General features: G+C 70.7%; 18 protein-coding genes, 1 pseudogene and 1 riboswitch. Of the genes and pseudogenes, 5 read left to right on the forward strand and 14 right to left on the reverse strand.

All coding sequences use genetic code 11. The features are described from left to right. Window positions 1–3: 3 nt before the first annotated feature. Complete coding sequence (locus IF23_RS0112315) at window positions 4–828, forward strand: PhzF family phenazine biosynthesis protein (protein WP_030282841.1); 825 nt, start codon at window positions 4–6, stop codon at window positions 826–828. Window positions 829–1,183: 355 nt separating this feature from the next. Here the strand turns inward: IF23_RS0112315 and IF23_RS0112320 are convergent, their stop codons facing one another. Together IF23_RS0112320 and IF23_RS0112325 are read right to left on the reverse strand one after the other, a co-directional pair. After that, window positions 1,184–2,539 carry a flavin monoamine oxidase family protein gene (locus IF23_RS0112320; protein ID WP_030282843.1) on the reverse strand — a complete coding sequence of 452 codons (1,356 nt, stop codon included), beginning with the start codon at window positions 2,537–2,539 and terminating at the stop codon, window positions 1,184–1,186. Between the two features lie 303 nt (window positions 2,540–2,842). Next, entirely contained in the window at window positions 2,843–3,628 is a 786-nt protein-coding gene (locus IF23_RS0112325) for a CPBP family intramembrane glutamic endopeptidase (RefSeq protein WP_030282845.1), read from the reverse strand. Between the two features lie 276 nt (window positions 3,629–3,904). On the opposite strand from IF23_RS0112325, the gene IF23_RS0112330 reads away from it, so the two are divergent. Beyond that, the gene (locus IF23_RS0112330; RefSeq protein WP_342667921.1) at window positions 3,905–5,677 is read left to right on the forward strand and encodes a substrate-binding and VWA domain-containing protein; all 1,773 of its coding nucleotides are present in this window, start codon (window positions 3,905–3,907) and stop codon (window positions 5,675–5,677) included. A gap of 287 nt (window positions 5,678–5,964) precedes the next feature. Here the strand turns inward: IF23_RS0112330 and IF23_RS0112335 are convergent, their stop codons facing one another. Continuing rightward, complete coding sequence (locus IF23_RS0112335; RefSeq protein WP_030282849.1) at window positions 5,965–7,539, reverse strand: glutamate-cysteine ligase family protein; 1,575 nt, start codon at window positions 7,537–7,539, stop codon at window positions 5,965–5,967. A gap of 531 nt (window positions 7,540–8,070) precedes the next feature. Between IF23_RS0112335 and IF23_RS0112340 the strand changes: the two genes are divergently transcribed. Next, complete coding sequence (locus tag IF23_RS0112340; RefSeq protein WP_030282850.1) at window positions 8,071–8,658, forward strand: hypothetical protein; 588 nt, start codon at window positions 8,071–8,073, stop codon at window positions 8,656–8,658. A 371-nt stretch (window positions 8,659–9,029) separates the two neighbouring features. Continuing rightward, entirely contained in the window at window positions 9,030–9,236 is a 207-nt protein-coding gene (locus tag IF23_RS0112345; protein ID WP_030282853.1) for a DUF5999 family protein, read from the forward strand. 61 nt (window positions 9,237–9,297) lie between these two features. Here the strand turns inward: IF23_RS0112345 and gcvP are convergent, their stop codons facing one another. Further along, entirely contained in the window at window positions 9,298–12,186 is a 2,889-nt protein-coding gene (gene gcvP / locus IF23_RS0112350; RefSeq protein ID WP_030282855.1) for an aminomethyl-transferring glycine dehydrogenase, read from the reverse strand. 187 nt (window positions 12,187–12,373) lie between these two features. Further along, window positions 12,374–12,471, reverse strand: a riboswitch (glycine riboswitch). Window positions 12,472–12,585: 114 nt separating this feature from the next. Between gcvP and IF23_RS0112355 the strand changes: the two genes are divergently transcribed. Beyond that, a complete protein-coding gene (locus tag IF23_RS0112355) occupies window positions 12,586–12,966 on the forward strand; it encodes a PRC-barrel domain-containing protein (protein WP_030282857.1) in 381 nt (126 codons plus the stop codon). A 328-nt stretch (window positions 12,967–13,294) separates the two neighbouring features. On the opposite strand, the pseudogene IF23_RS0112360 reads toward IF23_RS0112355, so the two are convergent. The 10 genes and pseudogenes from IF23_RS0112360 to clsA all read right to left on the reverse strand — a co-directional run. Beyond that, window positions 13,295–14,722, reverse strand: a pseudogene (locus IF23_RS0112360) (DNA polymerase IV); the annotation flags it as partial. Window positions 14,723–14,802: 80 nt separating this feature from the next. Then, window positions 14,803–15,348: a MerR family transcriptional regulator gene (locus IF23_RS0112365; protein WP_245654970.1), complete on the reverse strand. Its 546-nt coding sequence runs from the start codon at window positions 15,346–15,348 to the stop codon at window positions 14,803–14,805. A 279-nt stretch (window positions 15,349–15,627) separates the two neighbouring features. Then, the gene (locus IF23_RS0112370; protein ID WP_006606439.1) at window positions 15,628–16,101 is read right to left on the reverse strand and encodes a bifunctional nuclease family protein; all 474 of its coding nucleotides are present in this window, start codon (window positions 16,099–16,101) and stop codon (window positions 15,628–15,630) included. 53 nt (window positions 16,102–16,154) lie between these two features. After that, window positions 16,155–16,901 carry a transcriptional regulator FtsR gene (gene ftsR / locus IF23_RS0112375; protein WP_030282864.1) on the reverse strand — a complete coding sequence of 249 codons (747 nt, stop codon included), beginning with the start codon at window positions 16,899–16,901 and terminating at the stop codon, window positions 16,155–16,157. 17 nt (window positions 16,902–16,918) lie between these two features. Continuing rightward, window positions 16,919–17,719: a double zinc ribbon and FHA domain-containing protein gene (locus IF23_RS34610; RefSeq protein WP_245654965.1), complete on the reverse strand. Its 801-nt coding sequence runs from the start codon at window positions 17,717–17,719 to the stop codon at window positions 16,919–16,921. Between the two features lie 130 nt (window positions 17,720–17,849). Then, on the reverse strand, window positions 17,850–18,743 hold the full coding sequence (locus IF23_RS0112385) for a DUF881 domain-containing protein (protein ID WP_245654971.1): 894 nt from the start codon (window positions 18,741–18,743) through the stop codon (window positions 17,850–17,852). A gap of 296 nt (window positions 18,744–19,039) precedes the next feature. Further along, complete coding sequence (locus tag IF23_RS0112390; RefSeq protein ID WP_030282870.1) at window positions 19,040–19,372, reverse strand: small basic family protein; 333 nt, start codon at window positions 19,370–19,372, stop codon at window positions 19,040–19,042. Continuing rightward, the gene (locus tag IF23_RS0112395) at window positions 19,369–20,298 is read right to left on the reverse strand and encodes a DUF881 domain-containing protein (protein ID WP_037677978.1); all 930 of its coding nucleotides are present in this window, start codon (window positions 20,296–20,298) and stop codon (window positions 19,369–19,371) included. Before IF23_RS0112395 ends, IF23_RS0112390 begins: the two co-directional genes overlap by 4 nt. Before the next feature lie 84 nt (window positions 20,299–20,382). After that, on the reverse strand, window positions 20,383–22,878 hold the full coding sequence (locus IF23_RS0112400; RefSeq protein ID WP_030282873.1) for a mannose-1-phosphate guanyltransferase: 2,496 nt from the start codon (window positions 22,876–22,878) through the stop codon (window positions 20,383–20,385). A 115-nt stretch (window positions 22,879–22,993) separates the two neighbouring features. Continuing rightward, complete coding sequence (gene clsA / locus IF23_RS0112405) at window positions 22,994–23,602, reverse strand: cardiolipin synthase ClsA (RefSeq protein ID WP_030282875.1); 609 nt, start codon at window positions 23,600–23,602, stop codon at window positions 22,994–22,996. Window positions 23,603–23,790 lie beyond the last annotated feature (188 nt).

Consider the following 23,790-nt stretch of genomic DNA (forward strand, 5'->3'; position numbering starts at 1 on the left):
CGCATGAGGATTCGAATCGTCGACGCGTTCAGCACAGGCCCGTTCACCGGCAACCCGGCGGGAGTCGTCCTCCTGGATGCGGACGACTTCCCGTCCTGCCACTGGATGCAGAACGTCGCCCGGGAGGCGAACCAGTCGGAGACCGCGTTCGCCCACCCCCTGCCGCCCGGCGGCGAGGCGGACTGGGCGCTGCGCTGGTTCACCCCGGCCACCGAGGTGACCATGTGCGGGCACGCCACCCTCGCCACCGCCCACGTCCTGCACACCACCGGCAAAGCCACCGGCACGGTCCGTTTCGCCACCCGCAGCGGCATCCTGACCACGACCGCGAACGACGACGCCACCTTCACGATGGACTTCCCGACCGCGCCGCTCACGCCCGTGCAAGCGCCACCGGCGATCACCCACGGGCTGGGCGGCATCCCGATCCTCGGTGCGTACGCCACCGGACCGCAGGTCGGCGATCTACTGGTCGAGCTGGCGGATGAAGAGGCCGTGGACAGCCTGTCGCCGAACTTCGCCACGCTCGCCGGGCAGGACGGCCGGGGCGTGATCGCCACCGCGCGCGCCGACACACCCGACTCCCTCTACGACGTCCGGACCCGCTGCTTCTTCCCCAACGTCGGTATCAACGAGGACCCGGTGACGGGGAGCGCGCACACCGCCCTCGCGCCGTTCTGGGCCGAGCGGCTCGGTCACCCCACCCTCGCCAGCCTGCAAGGGGGCGCCCGTACCGGACTCGTCCGTACCCAGCTGCGCGGCGACCGCACCCTGCTCACCGGCTCCGCCGTCACCGTGATCGACGGGGAACTCCTCGCCACGCCCTGAGCTGGAGGGATGTGGTGCCCCGGGCCGCGGGACCGCTCCGGGGCACCACAAGGCTGACGGCATCCGGGCGAAGCCCCGACGCCCGTCCGACCGCCTCCGCCACCGCTTCCAGGACTCGCGGTCCTTCGCGGCAACCAACGGCGGGGCGGCGGTGTTTCTCTTCGTGAAAGATCCGATCGGCGTCGGATGCGGTGGCCGGGACGGGAAGCTGACGGAGGAAGAGGTACGGGGGATGTCGCACCACAGCAGGTTGCAAGTCTGTTCAAGGGCCGGACGGTCGGAGCTGCCGAGGGGCGAGCCGCTCAACGGGCCGGACCGGTATGCGGCACGGAGTCACGGACCGTCCGACGCCGTCTCACAGAGGGCGTTCGGCACCGTCCCCGTGGGAGCCGAGGGCGTGGAGCACTTCCCGCGCCGCGCGATGCCCCGACTCGACGGCGCCCTCGAAGTACCCGTTCCCGTGCACGGCCGTCTCCGTGCCCGCCCAGTGCAGTGCCCCTTCCGGCAGACGCAGCGCACTTCCGAAGGCCGTCCAGCCGCCGGGAGTGAAGTGGCCGGAGAAGCATCCCCGGGTCCACTCCTGCCCGAGCCAGTCGAACTCGATGAACTCCTCCGGTTCCGCCGCCCGTGCGGAGAACAGCTCCCCCAGGCGACGGGTGATGCTCTCCCGGCGCTCCCCGTGCGGGCGGGTCCGCAGGTGCGCGGCGTCGTCGCCGTAGACAAAGGCGGTCAGCACCGCCCGCGGAGCCTCTGGCGGCGTGTTGTCAACGGTCTCCGTGAGCACGCCCGTCGCCGATGTCGACACTCCCGACAGCCCCTCGTCCCGCCAGAAGGGCTCGGAGTAGACGGCATGGACCTTCAGCGCGGTGCCGGCCGTCATGTGCTGGAGGACACCTGCCCGCAGGGCGCTCAGCGGCGGGTCGTAGCGGAGGCTCCCGGCGAGTACGGGCGGCAGCGCGATCACGGCCCGCGCCGCGCGGTACTCCCCCAGCGTGGTGGTGACGCGGACCCCGGAGTGGTCATGGGTGATGCCGGTGACCGGCTCGGACAGCCGGACGGTGCCGTCGGGCAGATCGGCGGCCATCCGCTCGGCGATCTCCTGTGCACCGCCGACGACACGGGTCTCCTGCGCCCCGCCCCGGAAGCCGAGCAGCGCCGCGGTCCCACCACCGCTGGCCAGGTAGAAGAGCGTTTCGAGCAGCGAGGTCTCCGAAGGGCTCCCGGCGAGGAGTCCGCCGGAGACGACCCGGCCGACGTAGCGCCTGGCCGCCTCCGGGGCGCCGGTCGCCTCGAGCCAGGTGGCGAAGGTCTGCCGGTCCCAGGCCACCGCATCGGCGGCCGTCCAGGGGGCCTTCACGGGGACGTGTCCGCAGAGCGCGTCGAGTTCCCGCAGGAGTGCGGTCACCTCGTCGGGGAGTGCGGTCAGATGCTCCCCGTCGTAGTCGATCACCGAGGAGCCGTACTCCGGGGTCGGGTAGGTGGCGATGCCGTGCCGTCGGACCAGTTCGCTGATCCGGAGCTGACCGGAGGAGATCCACTGTCCGCCCAGGTCGAGTTGGGTGCCGTCGGGCAGAAAGCGGGTGAAGGCCCGCCCGCCGACCCGGCCACGGGCTTCCAGTACGAGGACGTCGCAGCCCGCCCGGTGAAGCTCCTGCGCCGCGCTGAGACCCGCGAATCCTGCGCCGACGACCACCGCATCGCGCTCTCTCACCCCGGTCACCGCTTCCCTGTCTCGTTCCGCCGGGCCTGTGCCGTACGGGCCGACGGCGCCTCAAGGATCGTGGCCGGGCGGTGGCCGCAGGGGACGCGCCACACCCCTCATGGCCTGGTTCACCCGGTATGGGCAACCGGCCCCGCAGGGTGTCCGGAGCGGCAGCACACCGCTGTCGGCCCGCCGACGACGGACATGCACCCCGCGTCCCGGGGCGGCGGACCGCCCTCCTCGTCCGAGCCTCCGACCAGGCGGAACGGCTCACCCGCAGCACGTCCGTGCAGCCCGCTCCGCTTCTCGCGTCTACAACGTCGGCAACCAGTCCACCCGGCCCGCGAGCAGCGCGTACCCCAGGAAGGCCACGATGTCGATCAGGGCATGTGCGGCGATCAGCGGGCCGACGCGGCCCCACCGCCGGCAGAGAAGGACGAAGATCACGCCCATCACCATGTTGCCGACGAAGCCGCCGATGCCCTGGTAGAGGTGGTACGAGCCGCGCAGTACGGAGCTGGCGGCGAGCGCGGCCAGCGGCATCCAGCCCAACTGCCCCAGGCGGCGCAGCAGGTAGCCGACGACGATCACTTCCTCCAGGACGGCGTTCTGCACGGCGGAGGCGATCAGCACCGGAAATTTCCACCACACGTCCGGCAGCGCCTCGGGCACCACCGTGAGATTGAAGCCCGCCGCCCGCGCGCCCAGGTAGAGCAGCAGTCCACTGCCACCGATCACCGCCGCGAGCCCCGTACCGCGCCCCAGGTCGAAGCCGGGACGACGCCGGTCGCAGCCCAGCGCACGCAGCCCGCCCACGCGCTCCCGCACCAGCAAATGTGCCACCAGGGCCACCGGCACCAGCGCCGTCGCGATCCCGAAGAGCTGCCAGGCGAGGTCCAACCACGGGCGGCCGGGCGCATGGGAGCCGTTCAACGTCGCCGCCTGCGCCTTGAGGCCCTCGGGACGGGTCAGCGCGCCGAGGAAACTGATCAGCGCGGACACCCCGCTGGCCCCCAGCGAGAGGGCCAGCACCAGAAGCGTCTCGTTCCGCAGCAACTTCCGGGGCAGGAACTCCCCCGGGCGGCCGTCACCGGGCACATCGGCCTCACCACGGACATCCACATCCGACCCCACTGTTTTCTCCACTTCCACCGCTTTCTCCGCTCCCGCCCGTGCCTGCGCACCCATCACTTCCACCACTTCCGCGATACCGCCCCCCGTGCCGTGCCTGCCCGGCTAGGGTCGCCGCAGCAGGTACGAAGATCGCGCGACAGGCCGGAGCAGGCGCCGTCCACGTGGTGTGACCCGCCTCCGCCGAGTCCCGAGCGATTGCCGAGACGCAGGAGAGGCGCTACCGCGATGGGACGTCACAGCTTGCCCGACAGCACGGAGCCGGACGGCGCGGGGGCCCGGCCCGGGGCGCGCCGCCGCACCGTCGTTCTCGCCACCGCGTTGGTTCTCGCCCTCGCGGCGGGCACGGTGGTGGTGCTGCACAGCGAGCTGCTGCCGTTCGGCAAACCGTGCGGCGGCGACTCCGTCCGGCTCGACGTCGTCGCCTCGCCCGATATCGCTCCCGCCCTCGACGACGTGGCGGACCGTGCGCGGCGTACGGAGGCGCGTACCGACGGGAAGTGTCTGGACGTCAAGGTGACGGCGCGCACCGGGGCGGAGGTCGCCGACTCGCTCGCCCAGCGTCCGGCACACTCCGAGTTCCAGGTCTGGATACCGGACTCCACCCTCTGGACGGACCGCGTGGACGCGGCCAGCGGCACGCCGCTGACCACCAGCGAGACGATTGCGGCCTCCCCGCTCGCGCTGGGCGCCGTGCCCACCGTCGCCGAGAAGCTGGGCTGGCCGAAGAAGACCTACGGCTGGGCCGAGATGGCGAAGGCCGCCGATGACGGCACGCTGCCGCTCGGGGTGGCCGATCCCGCGCACAGCGCCACGGGGCTCCTCGCGCTCTCCCGTATCGACGCCGCCTACCAGAAGGACGGGGCGGGCGAGGATGCCGACACCGCACAGACCCGGACGGCCGCCGCGGCGAAGGTACTGCACCGGCGCCTCGCCGACGACGATCAAAAACTCGCCGCGACGCTGCCGCGCGACGCCTCCGAAGCCGAGACGGCCGATCCGCACCGCAACCAGGCCGTGCTTCTCTCGGAACAGGCCGCGTTCGCGCACAACCGCGCCGCGTCCGGGCCCGGGCTGGAACTCTTCTACCCCCAGGACGGCACCGCGCAGCTCGACTACCCGTACACCCTCGTCGACGAGAACCAGCTCGAAGCCGATCAGTCGCGCGCCGCCAACCGGTTCATGACACTGCTGGCCACACCCCAGGGGCAGCGGGTGCTGCGCGCCCACGGTTTCCGGGCGGGCCACGGCAGAGCCGATGAGAAGGTGACCCGCGCGGCGGGTGGCCGCGCGCCGCAGCCGTACACCCAGGACGCCGCCTCGCTGCCCTCCGCCAAGGAGATCCAAGCGCTGCTCGGCGTGTGGACGGTCACCGTGGAGAACGCCCGGCTCACCACGGTGGTGGACGCCTCGTCGTCCATGGGGCTCGCGGTGCCGGGCAGCGGGGGCCGCTCCCGGATGTCATTGGCCAGGGATGCGCTGCTCCGGGCGCTGGGGACGTTCACGCCCGACGACGAGATAGGGCTGTGGAAGTTCGCCACGCTGCTCGACGGCGACCGCGACTACCTGGAGCTGTCCCCCACCACCCGGCTCGGCGGCCGGGACTCCGGCAACGCCGGCCACCGGGACGGCCTCACCTCCGCCCTGCAGACGCTCACCCCCGTACCCGGTGGCGGCACAGGGCTGTACGACACCACGCTCGCGGCGTACCGCGAAGCCCGGTCGTCGTACGCGGAGGGGAAGTTCAACGCGGTCGTGGTGGTCACCGACGGCGCGGACGACGACGCCCACAGCATCGGTCTGGACGGACTGCTGGAGCAGATGAAGAAACTGACGGATCCGGGGCGGCCGATACCCTTGATCGCCCTCGCCATCGGCCCGGAGGCGGACCGGTCGGCGTTGGACCGCATGGTCGCCCCGACCGGCGGTTCCGCCCACGAGGTCCAGGACCCGTCGCAGATCGACGAGGTGATCCGGCAGGCCATCGTCACGGCGGGCAGCACGGAGCCGAGGTAATTCGGTCGGCCAACGGGTCCGCGCCGGGAGCCACCACGAGGGCACACGGCGAAAGGGCACCGACGCCCACCGGCACCTCGCACCGCCCGCACCGACACATCGCGCGGACCGTCCGGCAGCGGCGCCACCGCTGCCGCCGCCCGCGCCGACCGCCACGTCCATGCGGCCGGGCCGGACGCAGACGAGGTGGCCCATCAGCCGCTGGCGCTCCTCACCCCGGACGCCTGGGCCGCCGGACGTCTCGCGAGGCCCGGGGAGAGTCCGCCGACGCGCGCCGCCCCGCCGCCTCAGCCGCCGTCCGACCCCTCCCCTCGTCCCCATCCGTTCGCCTCCGCGCGGCGCGGTGAGGGTACGGTCCGGCGGGCGGCGGACCAGGCGACGGGCCAGGTGTGCACCGGCTCGCCGGACCGCATCAGGTCGACGTAACGGCGGGTCATCTCGGCCAACGCGGCTCCGCGGTCCAGTCCCTGTTCCCGCGCGTGGTGGTAGGCGGCGGTCTGCCAGGAGGCGCCGTTGGTGCGGCGGGCGCAGCGTTCCTCGATGATGCCGAGGTAGCGGTCCCGGTCGGCCGGTTCGACGCCCCAGGCGTCCAGCCCGGCGGCGGCCAACGGCAGCAGTTCCTGCCGGACCAGCCGGGTCACCGGTATCTCCGCCACCCCGCCCCGGCCCGGACGTGGCCAGCGCAGCATGGCGTCGATGCCGTGGCGGCAGGCGGCGGCGAAGTTCTCCGCGGCGGCGGTGAACGGCAGCCGGGTCCACACCGGGCGCGGCTGCTCGGCCAGCGCCCGCACCAGCCCGTAGTAGAAGGCGGTGTTGGCGAGGACGTCGGCGACGGTGGGACCGGCCGGCAGCACGCGGTTCTCGACCCGCAGATGCGGAACGCCGTCGACCACCGCGTACACCGGCCGGTTCCACCGGTAGACGGTGCCGTTGTGCAGCACCAGTTCCGCCAGGTCGGGGACGCCGCCCGCGTCGAGGACGCGCAGCGGGTGCTGGGTTCCGCAGAGCAGCAGCAGAGGCGGGAAATACCGCACGTTCTCCGCGAAGAGGTCGTATGCCGAATCGATCCAGCGCTCGCCGAACCAGGTGCGCGGACGGACACCCTGAGCCTGGAGTTCCGGCGGCCGGGTGTCGGTGGCCTGCTGGAAGACCGGCGGTCGCGATTCGCGCCACAGCTCACGGCCGAAGAAGAACGGCGAGTTGGCACCGACCGCCACCTGGACGGCGGCGAGCGCCTGCGCCGCGTTCCACACCGCGGCGAACCGGCCGGGCGTCACCTGGAGATGCAGCTGGACGGAGGTGCACGCGGCCTCCGGGGCGATCGACGGTGAGCGGGCGACGAGCCGTTCGACGCCCTGGATGTCGAGTGCGAAGTCCTCACCGCGAGCCGCCCGCATTTCATCGTTGAGCAGGAAATAGCGATCGTTCTCGGAGAGACTGGCGGCGGTGAGATCGGTGGTGTCCAGGGTCGGCAGAATACCGATCATCACGATCCGGGCTGCCACTTCACGGGCTTTACGGTCGGCATAGGCGAGAGCGGTACGGAGTTCCTCGGCGAGCTGCTCGAAGACCTGCCCGTGCAGTCGGTGCGGGGTGATGTTCACTTCGAGATTGCAGCGGGCGAGTTCGGTCTGGAAATCCTGGCTCGCGATACGCTCCAACACCTGGGAGTTCATCATCCGGGGCAGCCCGTCGGCCCCGGCAAGATTGAGTTCGATCTCCAGTCCCACCAGATTCTTCGGCCGGTCGAACCGTTTCTCCCCCAGCAGCCTCGCCAGCCCCTCAAGACACTCCTGAAGCTTTCTTCGATAACGCTCCCGGTCCGCCAGGCCGATGCCGTCCGCGGCGACCTTCTCCCCCATCGAAGGGTCCTTCCTCCAGGGGACGGCCCGCAGCCACGGGCCGTCCGGGGCCGTCCCCGGCACCACCGGGGCACGCGTCACGGTCGATGATGCCCCGGTGATCTGATCCATAACGCCTCAAGGGCGTTCGGCTGCCGATAGGCTCGAAGTGGCGGAGAGACCGGCACATACCTGTGGCATATTGCGGTGACAGCCGCCGCTGACATTTCCCCCGGAAATCCATCGAGAAGTTCCGGCCTACCGCCCGACGGGAGAATATCGAGGCGGTTTGCCCGCCCTCCGCACAAAGAAGGAGGAAACGTCTCCATGAGCGGTCCGGATTACCCCTTGCCGGAAATCGTGGGAACGTTTACCGGAAACACTGTGGGAACACACGTCGTATAAACTCCGTTCACGAGGCGGAGACTTGGGCCCCGTGTCGCGTTGCGCGCCCCTGCGCGGAGATACGCGCCCCGCTCCGACCCCGCACGCTGACAACGCCGTCCGCGTCTGCCGTGTCGCACCGTGTCTCCCAAGTGAGAGGCGACCACCATGCCGCTGCATGTACCCGCTGCCCCCGCGCCCGCCCTGCGCAGCGTCCTCACCGCTCTCGGCTCGCCCACCGCCGTCCGTGAGGCCCGTCCCGCCGCGCTCCGGGCACATCAGGGCCCGCTCAGCGCCGACCATCCGCTCCCGGTCCACGTCCTGGACGGCATCGGCCGCACCGGCGCACCGCCCCGCACCCGGCTGGTCGGCTGGCGCTTCCTGGTGGTCGGCGGCGGGCGGCCGGTGGCGGCAGCCGAGGCGCGGCTGACGCCGGACGGCTGGGCCTTCGCCCACTTCTGCGGCGGCCCGTACGTCACCGCGACCGAACAAGCCCTCCACCAGGCCGAATCGCTCACCGCCTGGTACCAGCCGCGGCTGCTGTCCGTACCGGAGCTGTACATGCTGACGCTGTGGCTGCACCACGACACCGCCTCCGACGGCACCTCGGGGCTGCCGGCCGCGGGCGATCTCCTGGTGCCGCTCGCTCCCGCGCCGCCCGGGATCGCCGCGCACCTCCCGCAGCGGGTGGCCGATCTGCTGCCCCGGCTCAGCGACCGGCTCGCCCCGCCGCCGCTCCTCGGCACCACCGCCTGACCCCGTTCGGAAGCGCCCGTCGGAGGGACACCGCCCGACCGCACCGGCGCATTCCGCACGGCGTACGCGCCCCGCGTTCGAGCGCCCCGTGAGCCCCCGTGGCCACGGGGCGCCCTGCTGTGCGACCCCGTGTGCCACCGTCCGCCACCCCTCCCCCAACCCCCCTGACGTGGTGCGCATTTGGGAGCAACCGCCCGCACGGGTGACACGTCCGTATCGAGTGCGTACCACTGCCGCGAAATCCCTGCGGAAATCCGTCCGCGGGGCAACACTGAGTCCAACCGAAGGAAACGGGGGAAGCGGCCATGACCACTTCACGCTCATCGAGCCGCACGACGACGATCACCCATCCGCAGCGAAAGACAATGCCCATGTGTCAGCACCAGCCGCCCTGCCCGTCAGCCGACTCCAGCGACCGGGAAGCCGCGCATCCCGTGGCGCACCACCCGGAGCAGGGCTGGAGCCTGTTGTGCAACGGCGTTCTCCTCTTCGAGGACACCGGTGAGCTTCTGCCGGACGGTCAGGTCATCGCCCCGCACCGTCCGGACGGCACGACCCGGGTCGCCACCACCGTCTGACCCGCCGCACGTCAAAGGGCCCCCGGCGCGCTCGCCGAGGGCCCTCATCGCTGCCCGGACGTCAGCCGTCGTACTCCGTCAGCGGCGGGCAGGAGCAGACGAGGTTACGGTCGCCGAAGGCGCCGTCGATGCGGCGGACCGGCGGCCAGTACTTCTCCGCCGCCACGACACCGGCCGGGAAGACGGCCTCTTCGCGGGTGTACGACGGGTGGGTCCACTCACCGCCGAGCGCGCCCGCGGTGTGCGGGGCGTTGCGCAGCGGGTTGTCGTCCTCGTCCCACTCGCCGCTGCCGACCTTCTCGATCTCCGCGCGGATCGCGATCATCGTGTCGCAGAAACGGTCCAGCTCGGTGAGGTCCTCGCTCTCGGTCGGCTCGATCATCAGCGTGCCGGCCACCGGGAACGACATGGTCGGGGCGTGGAAGCCGTAGTCGATGAGCCGCTTGGCGACGTCGTCGATGCTCACGCCCGTGGCCTTGGTCAGCGGCCGGACGTCGATGATGCACTCGTGCGCGACCAGCCCGCCGGGACCGGTGTAGAGCACCGGGAAATGCGGCTCCAGACGCTTGGCGATGTAGTTGGCGGAGAGCACCGCGACCTGCGTGGCGCGCTTGAGCCCCTCGCCGCCCATGAGGCGGACGTACGCCCAGGAGATCGGCAGGATCCCGGCCGAGCCCCAGGGCGCGGCGGAGATCGGGCCGACGCCGGTCTCCGGGCCCGCGGTGGGCTGCAGCGGGTGGTTGGGGAGGTACGGCGCGAGGTGCGCGCGGACACCGACCGGGCCGACGCCGGGGCCGCCGCCGCCGTGCGGGATGCAGAAGGTCTTGTGGAGGTTCAGGTGCGAGACGTCGCCGCCGAACTTCCCGGGCTCGGCCAGCCCGACCAGCGCGTTGAGGTTGGCGCCGTCCACGTAGACCTGACCGCCCGCGTCGTGCACCGCGGCGCAGATCTCGGTGATGTGCTCCTCGAAGACACCGTGGGTCGACGGGTAGGTGACCATCAGGACGGCCAGCTCGTCGCGGTGCTTGTCGATCTTGGCGTGCAGGTCCTCGGTGTCGACCTCGCCGTCCTCGCCGGTCTTGACGACGACGACCTTCATCCCGGCCATCACGGCGCTGGCGGCGTTGGTGCCGTGCGCCGAGGACGGGATGAGGCAGACGGTGCGCTGCTCGTTGCCGTTGGCGCGGTGGTACGCGCGCACCGCCAGCAGACCGGCCAGCTCGCCCTGGGAACCGGCGTTCGGCTGGATGGAGACCTTGTCGTAGCCGGTGACGGTGGCCAGCCGCTCCTCCAGCTCCTGGATGAGCGTGAGGTAGCCCTGGGCCTGCTCAGCGGGGGCGAACGGGTGCAGCTGCCCGAACTCCGGCCAGGTGACCGGCTCCATCTCCGTCGTCGCGTTCAGCTTCATCGTGCAGGAGCCGAGCGGGATCATGCCGCGGTCGAGCGCGTAGTCCTTGTCGGAGAGGCGGCGCAGGTAGCGCAGCATCGCGGTCTCGGAGCGGTGCTGATGGAAGACCGGGTGGGTGAGGTAGTCGTCGGTGCGCAGCAGGCCCTCGGGCAGCGCGTCGGCGGCCGTCGTGTCCAACTGCTCGACGTCGCCGGAGACGCCGAAGGCGCGCCAGACGGAGGCGAGCTGCGTCCGGCCGGTGGTCTCGTCGCAGGCGATGCCGACGTGGTCCGCGTCGACCTGGCGGAGGTTGACACCGGCTTCCCGGGCGGCGGCGACGACCTCGGCGGCGCGGGCCGGGACCCGGGCGGTCAGGGTGTCGAAGTACGCGCCGTGCACCAGCTCCACGCCGCCGGCCTTCAGGCCCTCGGCGAGGACCGTGGCGTAGCGGTGGGTGCGGCGGGCGATGGCGGCCAGCCCGTCCGGGCCGTGGTAGACCGCATACATTCCGGCCATGACGGCGAGCAGCACCTGCGCGGTGCAGATGTTGCTGGTGGCCTTCTCGCGGCGGATGTGCTGCTCACGGGTCTGGAGCGCCAGGCGGTACGCCTTGGTGCCGTCGGCGTCGACGGAGACACCGACGAGGCGGCCGGGCAGGCTCCGGGCGAACTTCTCACGGACGGCCATGAACCCGGCGTGCGGGCCGCCGAAGCCCATCGGGACGCCGAAGCGCTGGGTGGTGCCCACCGCGATGTCGGCGCCCAGCTCACCGGGCGAGGTGAGGAGGGTCAGGGCCAGCAGGTCGGCGGCGACAGTGACGACGGCGCCCAGCTCCTGGGCCTGCGCGATGACCGCGCGGGGGTCACGGACCGCGCCGGACGCCCCCGGGTACTGGAGCAGCACACCGAAGACGCCGCGCTCGGCGATCTCGGCCGGAATGCCGTCGGTGAGGTCTGCGACGACGACCTCGACGCCGGTGGGCTCGGCGCGCGTCCGGATGACGGCGACGGTCTGCGGCAGGCAGTCGGCGTCGACGAGGAAGACGCCCTGCTTGACCTTCCCGACGCGCCGGGAGAGCGCCATGGCCTCGGCGGCGGCGGTGCCCTCGTCGAGGAGCGACGCGCCCGAGGTGGGCAGACCGGTGAGGTCGGCGACCATCGTCTGGAAATTCAGCAGCGCCTCCAGACGGCCCTGCGAGATCTCCGGCTGGTAGGGGGTGTACGCCGTGTACCAGGCGGGGTTCTCCATGACGTTGCGCAGGATCACCGGCGGCGTGAACGTGCCGTGGTAGCCGAGGCCGATCATGGACGACAGGACCTGGTTGCGCTGGGCGAGGGCGCGCAGCTCGGCGAGGACGTCCGCCTCCGAGCGGCCCTGCGGCAGCCCCAGCGCCTCGGCGCTCTTGATCACATCGGGCACGGCAGCCGCGGTCAGCTCGTCCAGCGAACCGAATCCGACCTGCGCGAGCATCTTCGCCTGCGCCTCGTGGTCCGGACCGATGTGCCGGGCCTCGAAGGGCGTACCGCGCTCCAGCTCGGTCAAGGGGGTGCGATGGGTGGTCATCTGCGGGGGCCTCCTGGTCTCAACGACCTACGAGGGGCACCACGGCGCTGGTGCCCGGACGGCCTCCCCCTCTGTCATCTCAACCTGAGAGCTTCACCGGACCGCGGCTGCGACCCGGCTTTCACCGTCGGTGAGGAGGGGTTCCGGCGCTGCGTCGTCCGTGGCCCGCCCTGCTTTCCAGAGTGACCTCGTCCGAGCGGTACGTGTGCCTGAGAGTTTCCGGGGAGGATTTGCTCCTTCGGCGTCCGCGCCGCGGAACGACGTGGACTCTCCCGCACGGGGTCAGCGGCCATTTGCCAGCCTACCAGCGCGTCATCCGGGGGATCCTTCGAGTGGCCGACATAAGAAATGTGCCGTTTGGTAGGTGTCACAAGGCAGTTGCGAACAGTTGGAGGGGCCGTGCAAACCGATATCGACCCGCGGAGCCTGATCGGCCGCAAGGCATATGACCGCCAGGGCGCCAAGATCGGCACCGTGGACGAGGTCTACCTCGACGATGCGACCGGCGAACCCGAATGGGCGGCGGTGCGCACCGGGCTTTTCAGCCGCGACGCCTTCGTCCCCCTGGAGCCGAGCCGCCTGGTCGACGACGCCTTGCACATCCCCTACGACCGCAAGTTGATCAAGGATGCCCCCGACTTCGGTGTCGGCCGCCACCTCTCCCCCGAGCAGGAACTCCAGCTCTACCACCACTACCGGCTGGACATCACCGCCCCGGCGGACGTGAACCGTCCCCCTGCCGACAAGAACTTCGGCAACATCGCAGGATCGGACGACTGACCGCCCCTCCCCGGCATACGACTCTCCCTTTCCACGCCTGCTTCCCGGGCTACGAGCTGCGGCGGACCCTTCCCGCGGCGGCCGACGGACCACCCGCGTCCACCTCCCGCACGGACTCGCCAACGGACGATGCCCCTCCCTGATCAGCTTCCGGGCGGTCCTGGCCCCGGCAGCCAAGGCCCGGCTCCTGGCGACTCACCTCCGGGCAGCCGTCCTCCCGGCTCCCCGCTTCCGTCCGCCCCGGCTCCACCTCGTCCGGCCCCAGGCCGTCCGCCCTCAGATCGTCCGAATCATGGCTCCTGCATCCGGATATCGGGCCCTCGGGTATCCCGCTCGTCCCGCTCTCCCCGCCCGTGCCCGGTCCAGCGTCCGCCTCGTCCCGTACGGGATCCGGCGTCGGCGCACCGCCGACCAGCGGCAGCGGGTCACCGGGGCGTAGCGCCGGGTCGTCGACGGTGAAGGTCCGCACCCGCCCCGGCGCCGACCACGGCTGTTCGAACCGCACCGTCACCCGCCCCACCCCGCTGCCCTGCACCCACCCGGCGCCGTACTCGTCGTGGACGACGTCCAGCCCCGGATGCCAGCGGCGCGGTCGCTCCTCCTCCGGCTCCGTCCCGTCCCGCTCCTCGCCCTCCACAACCGCCACCTGGGCCTGCTGGGCCGCTTCGGCGGCCTCCTGCTCCGTGGCCAGCTGGGCGAAGAGATCCTCCTGCGTGAAGTCCGCGAGGCCGCTCACGCCCACCCCCAGGAGCCGCACGCCGCCCGTGGTGTCGACCAGGTCCAGCAGGCGGACCGCGGCCTCCCGCACCACCGCGGGGTCGTCGGTGGGCCCGCGCAGCGTCTCCGACCGTGTCAGGGTCGAGAAGTCGTAGTTCCGCACCTTGATCACGACCGTGCGGCCGGAACGACCGGCGGCCCGGAGCCGCTGCACACACCGCTCGGCCAGCCGCACCAGCTCGTTACGTACCCGGGTGCGGTCGGTGAGGTCGACCTCGAAGGTGTCCTCCACCGACACCGACTTCGCGTCCCGCTCGGCGACGACCGGCCGGTCGTCCCGGCCCAGCGCCATCGCGTACAGCCCCGTCCCGTGCGCCCTCCCCAGCAGCCGCACCAGCTCCGCCTCCCCCGCCTCGGCGGTCTCCGCGACGGTCGTGATCCCCGCCCGGCGCAGCGCCTCGGCCGTCGCCGGTCCGACGCCCGGCAGGGTGCGGACGGTCATCGGCCCCAGCAGTTCGCGCTCGGTACCCGGCTCGATGATCCGCAGACCGTCCGGCTTGGCCGCCTCCGACGCGATCTTGGCCAGCATCTTCGCCCCGGCCAGCCCCACCGAGCCCGTCAGCCCCGTGACCGCCCTGATGTCGCGCCGCAGCTGCACACCGACCGCACGGGCGGAGGCGGTGTCGGCGGCCACGCCCCCGGCCTCCAGATCGACGAACGCCTCGTCCAGGCTCAACGGCTCGACCAGCGGCGACAGCGCGTGCAGCAACTGCATCACGCTGTCACTGACCCGCCGGTAGACGGAGAACCGCGGACTGAGATAGGCGGCGTTGGGGCACAGCCGACGCGCCTGGGCCGTGGGCATCGCCGATCGCACCCCGAAGACCCGCGCCTCGTACGACGCGGTCGAGACGACGCCACGCGGCCCGATCCCGCCCACGACCACCGGCTTACCGCGCAGGCTGGGCTTGGCCGCCTGCTCGGCGGCCGCGAAGAACGCATCCATGTCGAGATGCAGGATCGTCGGCGCTCGTCTCACACGACCGATGCTGCCGCATACCACTGACAATCGGCCCCGAGCAGGGCCGGAGCGTCCGGTGAAGGCCGGACGGCCCGGGCTCAGCCCGCGCGGTTACGCCGCCGGGCCAGCTCGTCGTGCGGGTTCTGCCCGACCAGGGTCTCACCGGTGTCGACCCGCTCGCCGTGCAGCTGGGAGAGCGCGCTCTCCACGTCCCGCCACACCACGCCGATGGCGATGCCGAAGACGCCCTGACCGCCCTGGAGGAGATCGACGACCTGGTCCGGCGAGGTGCACTCGTAGACCGTCGCGCCGTCGCTCATCAGCGTCATCCGCGTCAGGTCGGCGAGTTCGCGCGAGCGCAGGTGCTGCACCGCGGTGCGGATGTTCTGGAGCGAGACGCCGGTGTCCAGCAGCCGCTTGACGATCTTCAGGACGACGACGTCCCGGAAGCTGTAGAGCCGCTGGGTCCCCGAGCCGTACGCCGGGCGGACGCTCGGCTCCACCAGGCCGGTGCGCGCCCAGTAGTCGAGCTGCCGGTAGGTGATGCCCGCGGCGGCACACGCGGTCGGTCCGCGGTAGCCGATGACCGCCGTTCCGGGCTCCGCCGCCATCGCGGTGGGCTGTACCGGGGTGCGGTCCGCCACCACGTTCGAAGGGAGCGGCAACGCCCCCTCCGCCGTACCGTCACCGGTGATTGCCACGCCGCCCTCCGTCCTCCACGTCCCGGACGGGACCTGCCATATCGACGGTATGCAGTCACTCGGGGTGCGTCAACGATCGCCGCGCTCGCCACGCCGAGTGATAATCACCCCACGAGTGGTTTCTCGTGACCCGAAGCGGGGAAGACCTGGCTGGTTGGCCGAAAAGAATCAGCCGGTGGCCGGTTCTCACGGAGACCGTGGGAACGCCGCCACCGGCTGCTGTCACTGGCTGTTGGTGCCGAAGTCCTCGGGCGAGATCTGATCGAGGAACTCGCGGAACTTCTCCACCTCGTCCTCCTGCTCGTCCGGAATGGCGATACCCGCGTCGTCCAGCACACCGTCGGTACCGAAGATCGGCGTACCGGTGCGCAGGGCCAGCGCTATCGCGTCGGACGGTCGTGCACTGACCTCCACCCCACTGGCGAAGACCAGCTCGGCGTAGAACACCCCCTCGCGCAGATCCGTGATGCGGACCTGCGTCAGCTCCTGGCCCACCGCTTCCAGCACGTCCTTGAAAAGGTCATGCGTCAGCGGCCTGGCAGGGACCATGCCCTGCTGGGCGAAGGCGATGGCGGTGGCCTCCCCCGGCCCGATCCAAATGGGCAGGTAACGATCGCCTCCCACCTCCCGCAGGAGCACGATCGGTTGGCTGGAAGGCATTTCCACCCGGACACCCACGACGTCGAGCTCGTTCACACAGCAACCCTAGGACGTGCCCGGCAGGTTTGGGTAGTCGGGCAGGTATTTGCTCACTGGAGATGGGCCCGCAGCGCGCTCTCGACGAGCGCGGCGTGCAGCCGCACGGAGAGCGTGGCCAGCTCCCTCGCCGTGGCCTCCGCATGCGCTCTGGTCTGCGGATTACGGTGCCGCCGCAGCGGCGCCACGACCTGCTCCACCAGGCCGGCCTCGCGCTCGGCGGCCGCCTTCACGGCCCGCAGATGCCGCGGTTCGAGCCCGAAACGGCCCAGATCCGCAACGAGCCGGGCGATACCGACGGCGTCGCCGCCGAAAGTGCCCTCCGCATCGGCCGTGACCAGGCCGTACGACTCCCACTCGGCCAGCTCAGCCTCCGCCACCTCGGCGGCGGCGAGCAGCTCGGCGCGCCCCATCCGGGCCGTCGCAGGCCGCTCCTCGCCCACCTCGGGGACGCCCTCCACGAGATCCCTGGACGGCGCGGGCGCGGGCAGCGGAAGCTCCTCGCCGCGTTCCTGGGCGTCGAGGTGCTCCCGGATGACCTTCAGCGGGAGGTAGTGGTCCCGCTGCATCCGCAGCACGCTCGCGAGGCGCTGGACGTCGGCGGTGGTGAATTTGCGGTACCCGGAAGGCGTACGCGTCGGCTCGACGAGTCCCTCGGCCTCCAGGAAACGGATCTTGGAGATCGTGACCTCGGGGAACTCCTCGCGCAGCAGGCCGAGCACCGCACCGATGCTCACCGGCTTGCCGTCCGAGGAGGTGGTGCCGGACGTACCGGCACCACCTGTCGGTGTATGACGCATATGCCTTCCCTGGCCGGTCAGATCCCCGCGCCCCGCTGGCTCGGGTAGAAGACCAGGCGGTACTTGCCGATCTGGACCTCGTCGCCCCCGGCGAGAGCGACGGAGTCGATCCGCTCGCGGTTGACGTAGGTGCCGTTGAGGCTGCCGACGTCGGCGACCGTGAAGACCCCGTCCTGACCGCGGCGGAACTCCACGTGGCTGCGGGAGACCGTCACATCGTCCAGGAAGATGTCGCTCTGCGGATGGCGACCCGCCGTCGTCAGCTCACCGTCCAGCAGGAACCGGCTGCCGGAGTTGGGACCCCGGCGGACGATCAGCAGGGCGGAGCCCAGCGGCAGCGCGTCGACCGCCGCCTGCGCCTCGGGCGACAGCGCGGGGCTCAGGTTCTGCCCCGTGGTCTCGCCGTCGTACGCCTCGATACCCGAGATCGAGATCGTCGACGTCGTCTCGGACGGACGCTCGGCCTGAGCGCCCGCACGCAGCGGCGCACCGCACTGCGAGCAGAACTTGCCCGCCTCGGCGTTGCGGTGACCGCACCTCGGGCAGGTCGAGGCCGCCGCGTCCTGAGCGCCTATGCGACCGGCACCGGACGGGTCACCAGCACCCGCTCCGGAACCACCCGCGACCTCGTCACGGAAGAGCGGACGATCCGCTCCGGCGCCGCTCTCCTCGGGCTGACGCGGTGCGCGGTGCCGCGCCGTGCCGCTGTCGCCCTCCTGGCGTGCGCTCTTGCCGAACAGCTTTCCAAACAACTTCACGGGCGATTCCCCTTGTACGAAACAGACCCGCCCGTGGGGCAGGACGAACCCTCGATGCACACACCGGCCGATCCGGACGTCCTGTGAACGTCCGCGGCCTCCAGACAGTTTCCCTCACACGCCCCATACACGGTGCGTCGACCCCCCGCTACCTCATGCCCTTCCCGGGCCATCCCCATACGCGTCTCTCTCACTGCGATGACGACCGAGCGTAGTCAGGCCGCTTCGCCTCTCGCAAGGCGTCCACGATGATCTTCTGTTCACCCGCAACACCCACCGTGGCCTGCTCCTTTTCCAGAGTCTGCACCACGCCACCGGGGATGTTGAGCGCCGGCTCCAGATCCTGCGGCTTCCCGATGACCTTGAAACGGTACGGCTGCGTGACCCTCTTGCCGTCGATCTCCACTCCGCCGCGGACATCCGAGAGGTAACTGTTCGCAACGATACGGACGTCGTTCACCTGAATCGCCTCGGCGCCCGCGGCGCGCAGCTCCTGGATCGTGTCGAGCAGCTTGTCCGCCTCCACGGAGTGCGTGGGGTCGCTGATGGTCAGTTTGATGCCGGGCCCCTGGGCCGCGACGGTCCCGGCCAGCACGCCCAGCTGCTGTTCCTTCTCCACGGTCTGCTTACGCGCCTCCTCGGCCTGGTCCGAGCTGTTCTCCAGCTCGGTCTTCTGCCCTTCCAGGCGCCGCTGTTCGTCCGTCAACCGCTGCGAGCGGTTGTCCAGTTCATCCAGGATGCGCACCAGGTCCTCCTGACGCGCACCGCGCAACGCACTGCTGTCACTCGTGGAACGTACCTGAATCGCCAGGCCGAGGCCGAGAATGAACAGCAGCACCGCGACGATCAGTTGAGCGCGGGTCAACCGCGGCGGCCACAGACCGGCGCGCAGCCGCTGGCGGCCGGTCAGCGGCGGTTCCCCGCCGTCGCCGCCCGCCGCCGCGCCGTCCGGCCGTCCGCCGTCGCCGCTCCCGCCGCCCGACGCACCCCCGGAAGCCGCGCCGTCGTCCGCCGGTTCACGGGAACCGGACGCGCCGTCCCGGTCCGCATCCTCCGCCGACCGCGTCCGGCTCTCGGGCGGCATCGGCCGCCGGTCCGCCGGACGTCCACCCTGCCGTTCGGCGACCCGGGGCGCGTCCTCCGCCTCCGGAAGCTCACGGCGTACCGGAGCCTCCTCGACATCGGGCAGCTCACGGCGCGCGGGCGCCTCGGGCTGCGGGCGCCGTACGGGCTTCTCGGGCCGGGTGCGCCGCTCGACCTCCCCACCGGGCTGCCGCTCCGGACGCGGTCCGGGCTGAGGGGATGCGTCGCCCTCGGGGCGCGGTGTCCCGTCGGTGGCCGAACGTTCCGGCTCGGGCGTCTCGTCGTTCGCCATCCGCCTCACGCCCGGAAGATGTGCCGGCGGATCGCGGCGGCGTTGGAGAAGATCCGGATGCCGAGGACCACCACCACGCCCGTGGAGAGCTGGGCGCCGACGCCGAGCTTGTCCCCGAGGAACACGATCAGGGCGGCGACCACGACATTCGACAGGAACGACACGACGAAGACCTTGTCGTCGAAGATGCCGTCCAGCATCGCGCGGAGCCCGCCGAACACGGCGTCCAGCGCGGCCACCACAGCAATCGGCAAGTAGGGCTCGACCACCGTCGGCACCACGGGCCGGACCACGAGCCCGACCACGACCCCCACGATGAGCCCCAATACGGCGATCACGATGTGCCCTTCCCTGTGTCGGCGCCGCCCGCCTTCTCGGCGCCGGTCTGCGGCTGTGCTGTGCGTACGATCACACTGGGTGCGGGCGGCAGGGTGATGTCACCCTCCACGGAAATCCTGGTGCGCACGCCGTAGTTCTCCTGCAACATGTGCAGATACCGGCCGTCGACGCTGTCCTGGAACGCGGTGCTGAGCCGCTGCCCGTCCCCCACCGCCAGCACCGTGTACGGCGGCACCAGCGGTTTGTTGTCGACCAGTATGGCGTCTCCCGCGGCTCTGATCGCCGAGAGGGACGTCAGCCGCTGGCCGTTCACGGAGATCGCCTCCGCCCCGGACAGCCACAGGCCGTTGACCACCCGCTGCATGTCCCGGTCGCGTACCCGCCCGGTGTCGGAGAAACCATTGCTCTCCCGGGGGCCGCCGCCGTTCCCCGATTCCGCGTCCTTGGCGTCGTCGATGACGAGCTTCACGCCGGGGCCGGTGACCTGCGTCGATCCGGCCAGCAGGGCCAGCAGCTCCGCCTTGTCGCCACCGTGGTGGCGCAGCACCTCGCGCTGTTTGGCGTCGACGGAGTCCCGCAGAGCGTCGACCCGGTGTTGCTGCGCGTCGGCCTCGTCGGTGCCCTTCTGGATGCGGTTGATCAGCTCTTCGCGCTCTTTCGCCAGCGTCGGTGCGGATATCCGCGCCTGTGCGGCGCCCACGGTGACCACCACCGCGGCGAGCACGAGTCCGGCGGCGAGCCCCAACTTCGCCCGCAGCGTACGGGGCAGACCGCCGCCGACGCCCGCGGCGGCCTTGCGTTCGGCGGCCTCCGCGTATCCGTCGTCGAGGCTGTGGTCCATCACGTTGGTCAGCAGCGACATGGACGCGTCGGGGCGCGCGGCCGGTCTCCTGGTGGTGCTCCGTTCGGGGCGCTGCTGCGACATGCCGCACATCGTCGCACGTCGCCCGGGTGGTCTCCCAATGGCCCCACCGGCGCGCCGGATGGCGGCACGCCGGTGGGGTGCAGGTCAGCGGCCCGCGCCGTCAACCACCGTTGACCATTCGTCCAACAGCCGGTCCGCGGAGGGCTCGTCGGGCCCCTCCGCCCACAGGTGCGTGACCGCCTCCGCCGGGTCCGGCAGCACCAGCGTCCACCGGCCGTCCGCCTCCACCACCCGCACACCGTCGGTGGTGTCCACGGACCGGTCCCCGGCGGCCTCGACGACGTTCCGCATGACCAGGCCCTTGACGGCCCACGGCGTCGCCACGTCCCGGCGCCGTACGTGCGCCCGCGGGATCCGTGCGTCGATCTCGCTGAGCGTGATCTGCGACCGCGCGATCAGCCCGAGCAGCCGCACGAACGCGGCCGAGCCGTCGAAGACGCTGCTGAACTCCGGAATGATGAAGCCACCACGGCCGTCGCCGCCGAAAACCGTGCCGTCCTCCCGCCCGACCCGCGTCAGATCGTCCGGCGACGTCGTCGTCCACTCGACCTGGGTGCCGTGGTACGCGGCGACCTGCTCGGCGATACGGGTCGTCGTCACGGGCAGCGCCACCCGGCCGCTGCGGCGCTCCGCGGCGATCAGGTCCAGCATCACCAGCAGCGCCCGGTCGTCCTCGATGATCCGGCCCCGCTCGTCCACCAGCGACAGCCGCTCGCCGACCGGGTCGAACCGCACCCCGAACGCCGCCCGTGCCGAGGCGACGATCTCCCCGAGGCGGACGAGTCCCTTCCGCCGGGCCTCGGCCGTCTCGGTCGGCCGCGCCTCGTTCAGGCCGGGGTTGATCGTGAGGGCGTCCACCCCGAGACGGCCCAACAGGCTCGGCAGCACCAGCCCGGCGCTGCCGTTGGACGCGTCGACGACGACCTTCAGCCCCGATTCCGCGAGCCCTTCGGTGTCGACCGCCCGCAGCAGCGATCCGGTGTACGAATCGAAGACGCTGGACGGAAAGCTCAGATCACCGATTTCGCCGGGAAAGGCGCGGCGGTATTCCTGACGGGCGTAGACCCGGTCGAGTTTCCGCTGCCCGGCCTGCGAGAGATCGGCGCCGCGCGCGTCGAAGAACATGATGTCGACGGAGTCCGGAACCCCCGGCGTCGTACGCACCATGATGCCGCCCGCGCTGCCCCGCGCGGTCTGCTGCCGCGCCACCGGCAGCGGCACGTTCTCCAGGTCCCGTACGTCTATGGCGCTGGCCTGGAGCGCGGAGATCACGGCGCGTTTGAGTGCCCGGGCACCCCGGGAATGGTCGCGTGCCGTGGTGACCGTGGCGCCCTTCTTGAGCGTCGTCGCATAGGCACCGGCCAACCGCACGGCCAGCTCCGGTGTGATCTCCACGTTGAGAATTCCGGAGACCCCGCGGGCGCCGAACAGATGCGCCTGCCCCTTCGACTCCCAGATCACCGACGTGTTGACGAAGGCGCCGGCCTCGATCGTCTTGAACGGGTAGACCCGCACATTGCCCTGGACGATCGATTCCTCACCGACGAGACATTCGTCGCCGATGACCGCGCCGTCCTCGATCCGGGCGGCGCTCATGATGTCGGTGTTCTTCCCGACGACGCAGCCGCGCAGGTTGGTCCGGGGCCCGATGAAGACGTTGTCGTGCACAACAGCCTTGTGCAGGAACGCGCCGCTCTTCACCACGACATTGGAGCCGATGACCGTGTGTTCGCGGATCTCCACATCCGCTTCGACCTTGGCGTAGTCCCCGATGTAGAGCGGGCCACGCAGTACGGCGTCGGGATGGACGTCGGCGCCTTCGGCCACCCATACGCCCGGCGAGATCTCGAAGCCGTCGATTTCGACGTCGACCTTGCCGTCCAGGACGTCCGCCTGCGCCTTCACATAGCTCTCGTGGGTGCCGACGTCCTCCCAGTACCCCTCCGCGACATAGCCGTAGATCGGCTTGCCTTCCTTCATCAGCTGAGGGAAGACATCGCCCGACCAGTCGACGGAGACATCGGACTGTACGTAGTCGAAGACCTCGGGCTCCATGACGTAGATGCCTGTGTTGACGGTGTCCGAGAAGACCTGGCCCCAGGTCGGCTTTTCCAGGAACCGCTCCACCTTCCCGGCCTCGTCGACGATGGTGATGCCGAATTCGAGGGGGTTGGGAACCCTCGTCAGACAGACGGTGACGAGGGCGCCCTTCTCCTTGTGGAAGCGGATGAGGTCGGTGAGGTCGAAATCGGTGAGGGCGTCACCGGAAATGACGAGGAACGCATCGTCGCGCAGGGCCTCTTCCGCGTTCTTGACGCTCCCCGCGGTGCCGAGCGGCTTTTCCTCGTTGGCATAGGTGAGTTCCATGCCCAGCTCTTCGCCGTCGCCGAAGTAGTTCCGGACGAGTGAGGCGAGGAATTGCACGGTTACCACGGTCTCGGTGAGACCGTGCCGCTTCAGCAGCCGCAGTACGTGCTCCATGATCGGCCTATTGGCCACAGGGAGCAGGGGTTTGGGCATGCTGGACGTCATGGGGCGAAGACGTGTGCCTTCGCCACCGGCCATCACAACGGCCTTCATGTCGGAAGCGTCCTCCTCTGAGAGACGACGGTCTTGCCGACTTCACCCGTCTGGATCGCCCACTGTTCTCACGTACGGGCGCCAGGGTGGCACTGGTATTGCCTGTTCGGCGAGCTCAGTCGGCTGTGGCGTCCGCCCTGATGATCCTGCGGACCTGAACCACGTAGAGGATTCCTGCCCACCAGTACAGCGCCGTACCCCATCCGGCGAAAGCCCATCCGAAAACAGTAGCGAGCGTATGAAGCCAGCCACGTCCCTCGCTGAGAAGGAGCAACGGGAAGGCGTACATGAGGTTGAACGTGGCGGCCTTACCGAGGAAGTTCACCTGGGGCGGACCGTATCCGTGCCGACCCAGGAATCCGACGGCGACCAGCAGCATGAGTTCCCGCGCCACCAATGCGGCGGTGAGCCACAGCGGCAGGATCTCCCGCCAGGTGAGCCCCACCAGGGTGGAAAGGATGTACAGGCGGTCCGCGGCCGGATCGAGGATGCGTCCCAGACTGCTGATCTGGTTCCAGCGGCGGGCCAGCTTACCGTCAAGATAGTCGCTGACTCCGCTCAGGGCCAGGATGAGCAGCGCCCAGCCATCGGCCGTGGGCCCGCCGAATTCCGGCCACAGAATCAACCACAGGAACACCGGCACGCCGACCAGACGCGCCATGCTCAGAATGTTCGGGATGGTGAGGACGCGATCCGTCTGGACCCGCGTCTCCTGGACCTCCACGCGGGGGCCTCCTGTGGGAAATGTACCGACAATGCCCCCTGACCTTACCTGCCGACCAGATCGAGCCGCGCCTTGGGTCCGAAGGTCACCCCTGAACGCAAAAATGCTCCGGTCCCCGGAAACCATCACTGGTTTCCGGGGACCGGAGCGTAAAAATTGTTCGGCGGCGTCCTACTCTCCCACAGAGT

Origin of the sequence: Streptomyces catenulae (assembly GCF_000718015.1) — a bacterium.
Classification (GTDB): Bacteria; Actinomycetota; Actinomycetes; order Streptomycetales; family Streptomycetaceae; genus Streptomyces; species Streptomyces catenulae.

Bases quoted from the DNA above. Each gene is read 5' to 3' on its own strand.
- IF23_RS0112385 (WP_245654971.1), bottom strand. From the start codon at position 18,743: ATGCCGCCCGAGAGCCGGACGCGGTCGGCGGAGGATGCGGACCGGGAC.
- IF23_RS0112395 (WP_037677978.1), bottom strand. From the start codon at position 20,298: ATGTCGCAGCAGCGCCCCGAACGGAGCACCACCAGGAGACCGGCCGCG.
- gcvP (WP_030282855.1), bottom strand. From the start codon at position 12,186: ATGACCACCCATCGCACCCCCTTGACCGAGCTGGAGCGCGGTACGCCC.
- IF23_RS0112345 (WP_030282853.1), top strand. From the start codon at position 9,030: ATGTGTCAGCACCAGCCGCCCTGCCCGTCAGCCGACTCCAGCGACCGG.
- IF23_RS0112340 (WP_030282850.1), top strand. From the start codon at position 8,071: ATGCCGCTGCATGTACCCGCTGCCCCCGCGCCCGCCCTGCGCAGCGTC.
- IF23_RS0112335 (WP_030282849.1), bottom strand. From the start codon at position 7,539: ATGGGGGAGAAGGTCGCCGCGGACGGCATCGGCCTGGCGGACCGGGAG.
- IF23_RS0112315 (WP_030282841.1), top strand. From the start codon at position 4: ATGAGGATTCGAATCGTCGACGCGTTCAGCACAGGCCCGTTCACCGGC.
- ftsR (WP_030282864.1), bottom strand. From the start codon at position 16,901: ATGCGTCATACACCGACAGGTGGTGCCGGTACGTCCGGCACCACCTCC.
- IF23_RS0112400 (WP_030282873.1), bottom strand. From the start codon at position 22,878: ATGAAGGCCGTTGTGATGGCCGGTGGCGAAGGCACACGTCTTCGCCCC.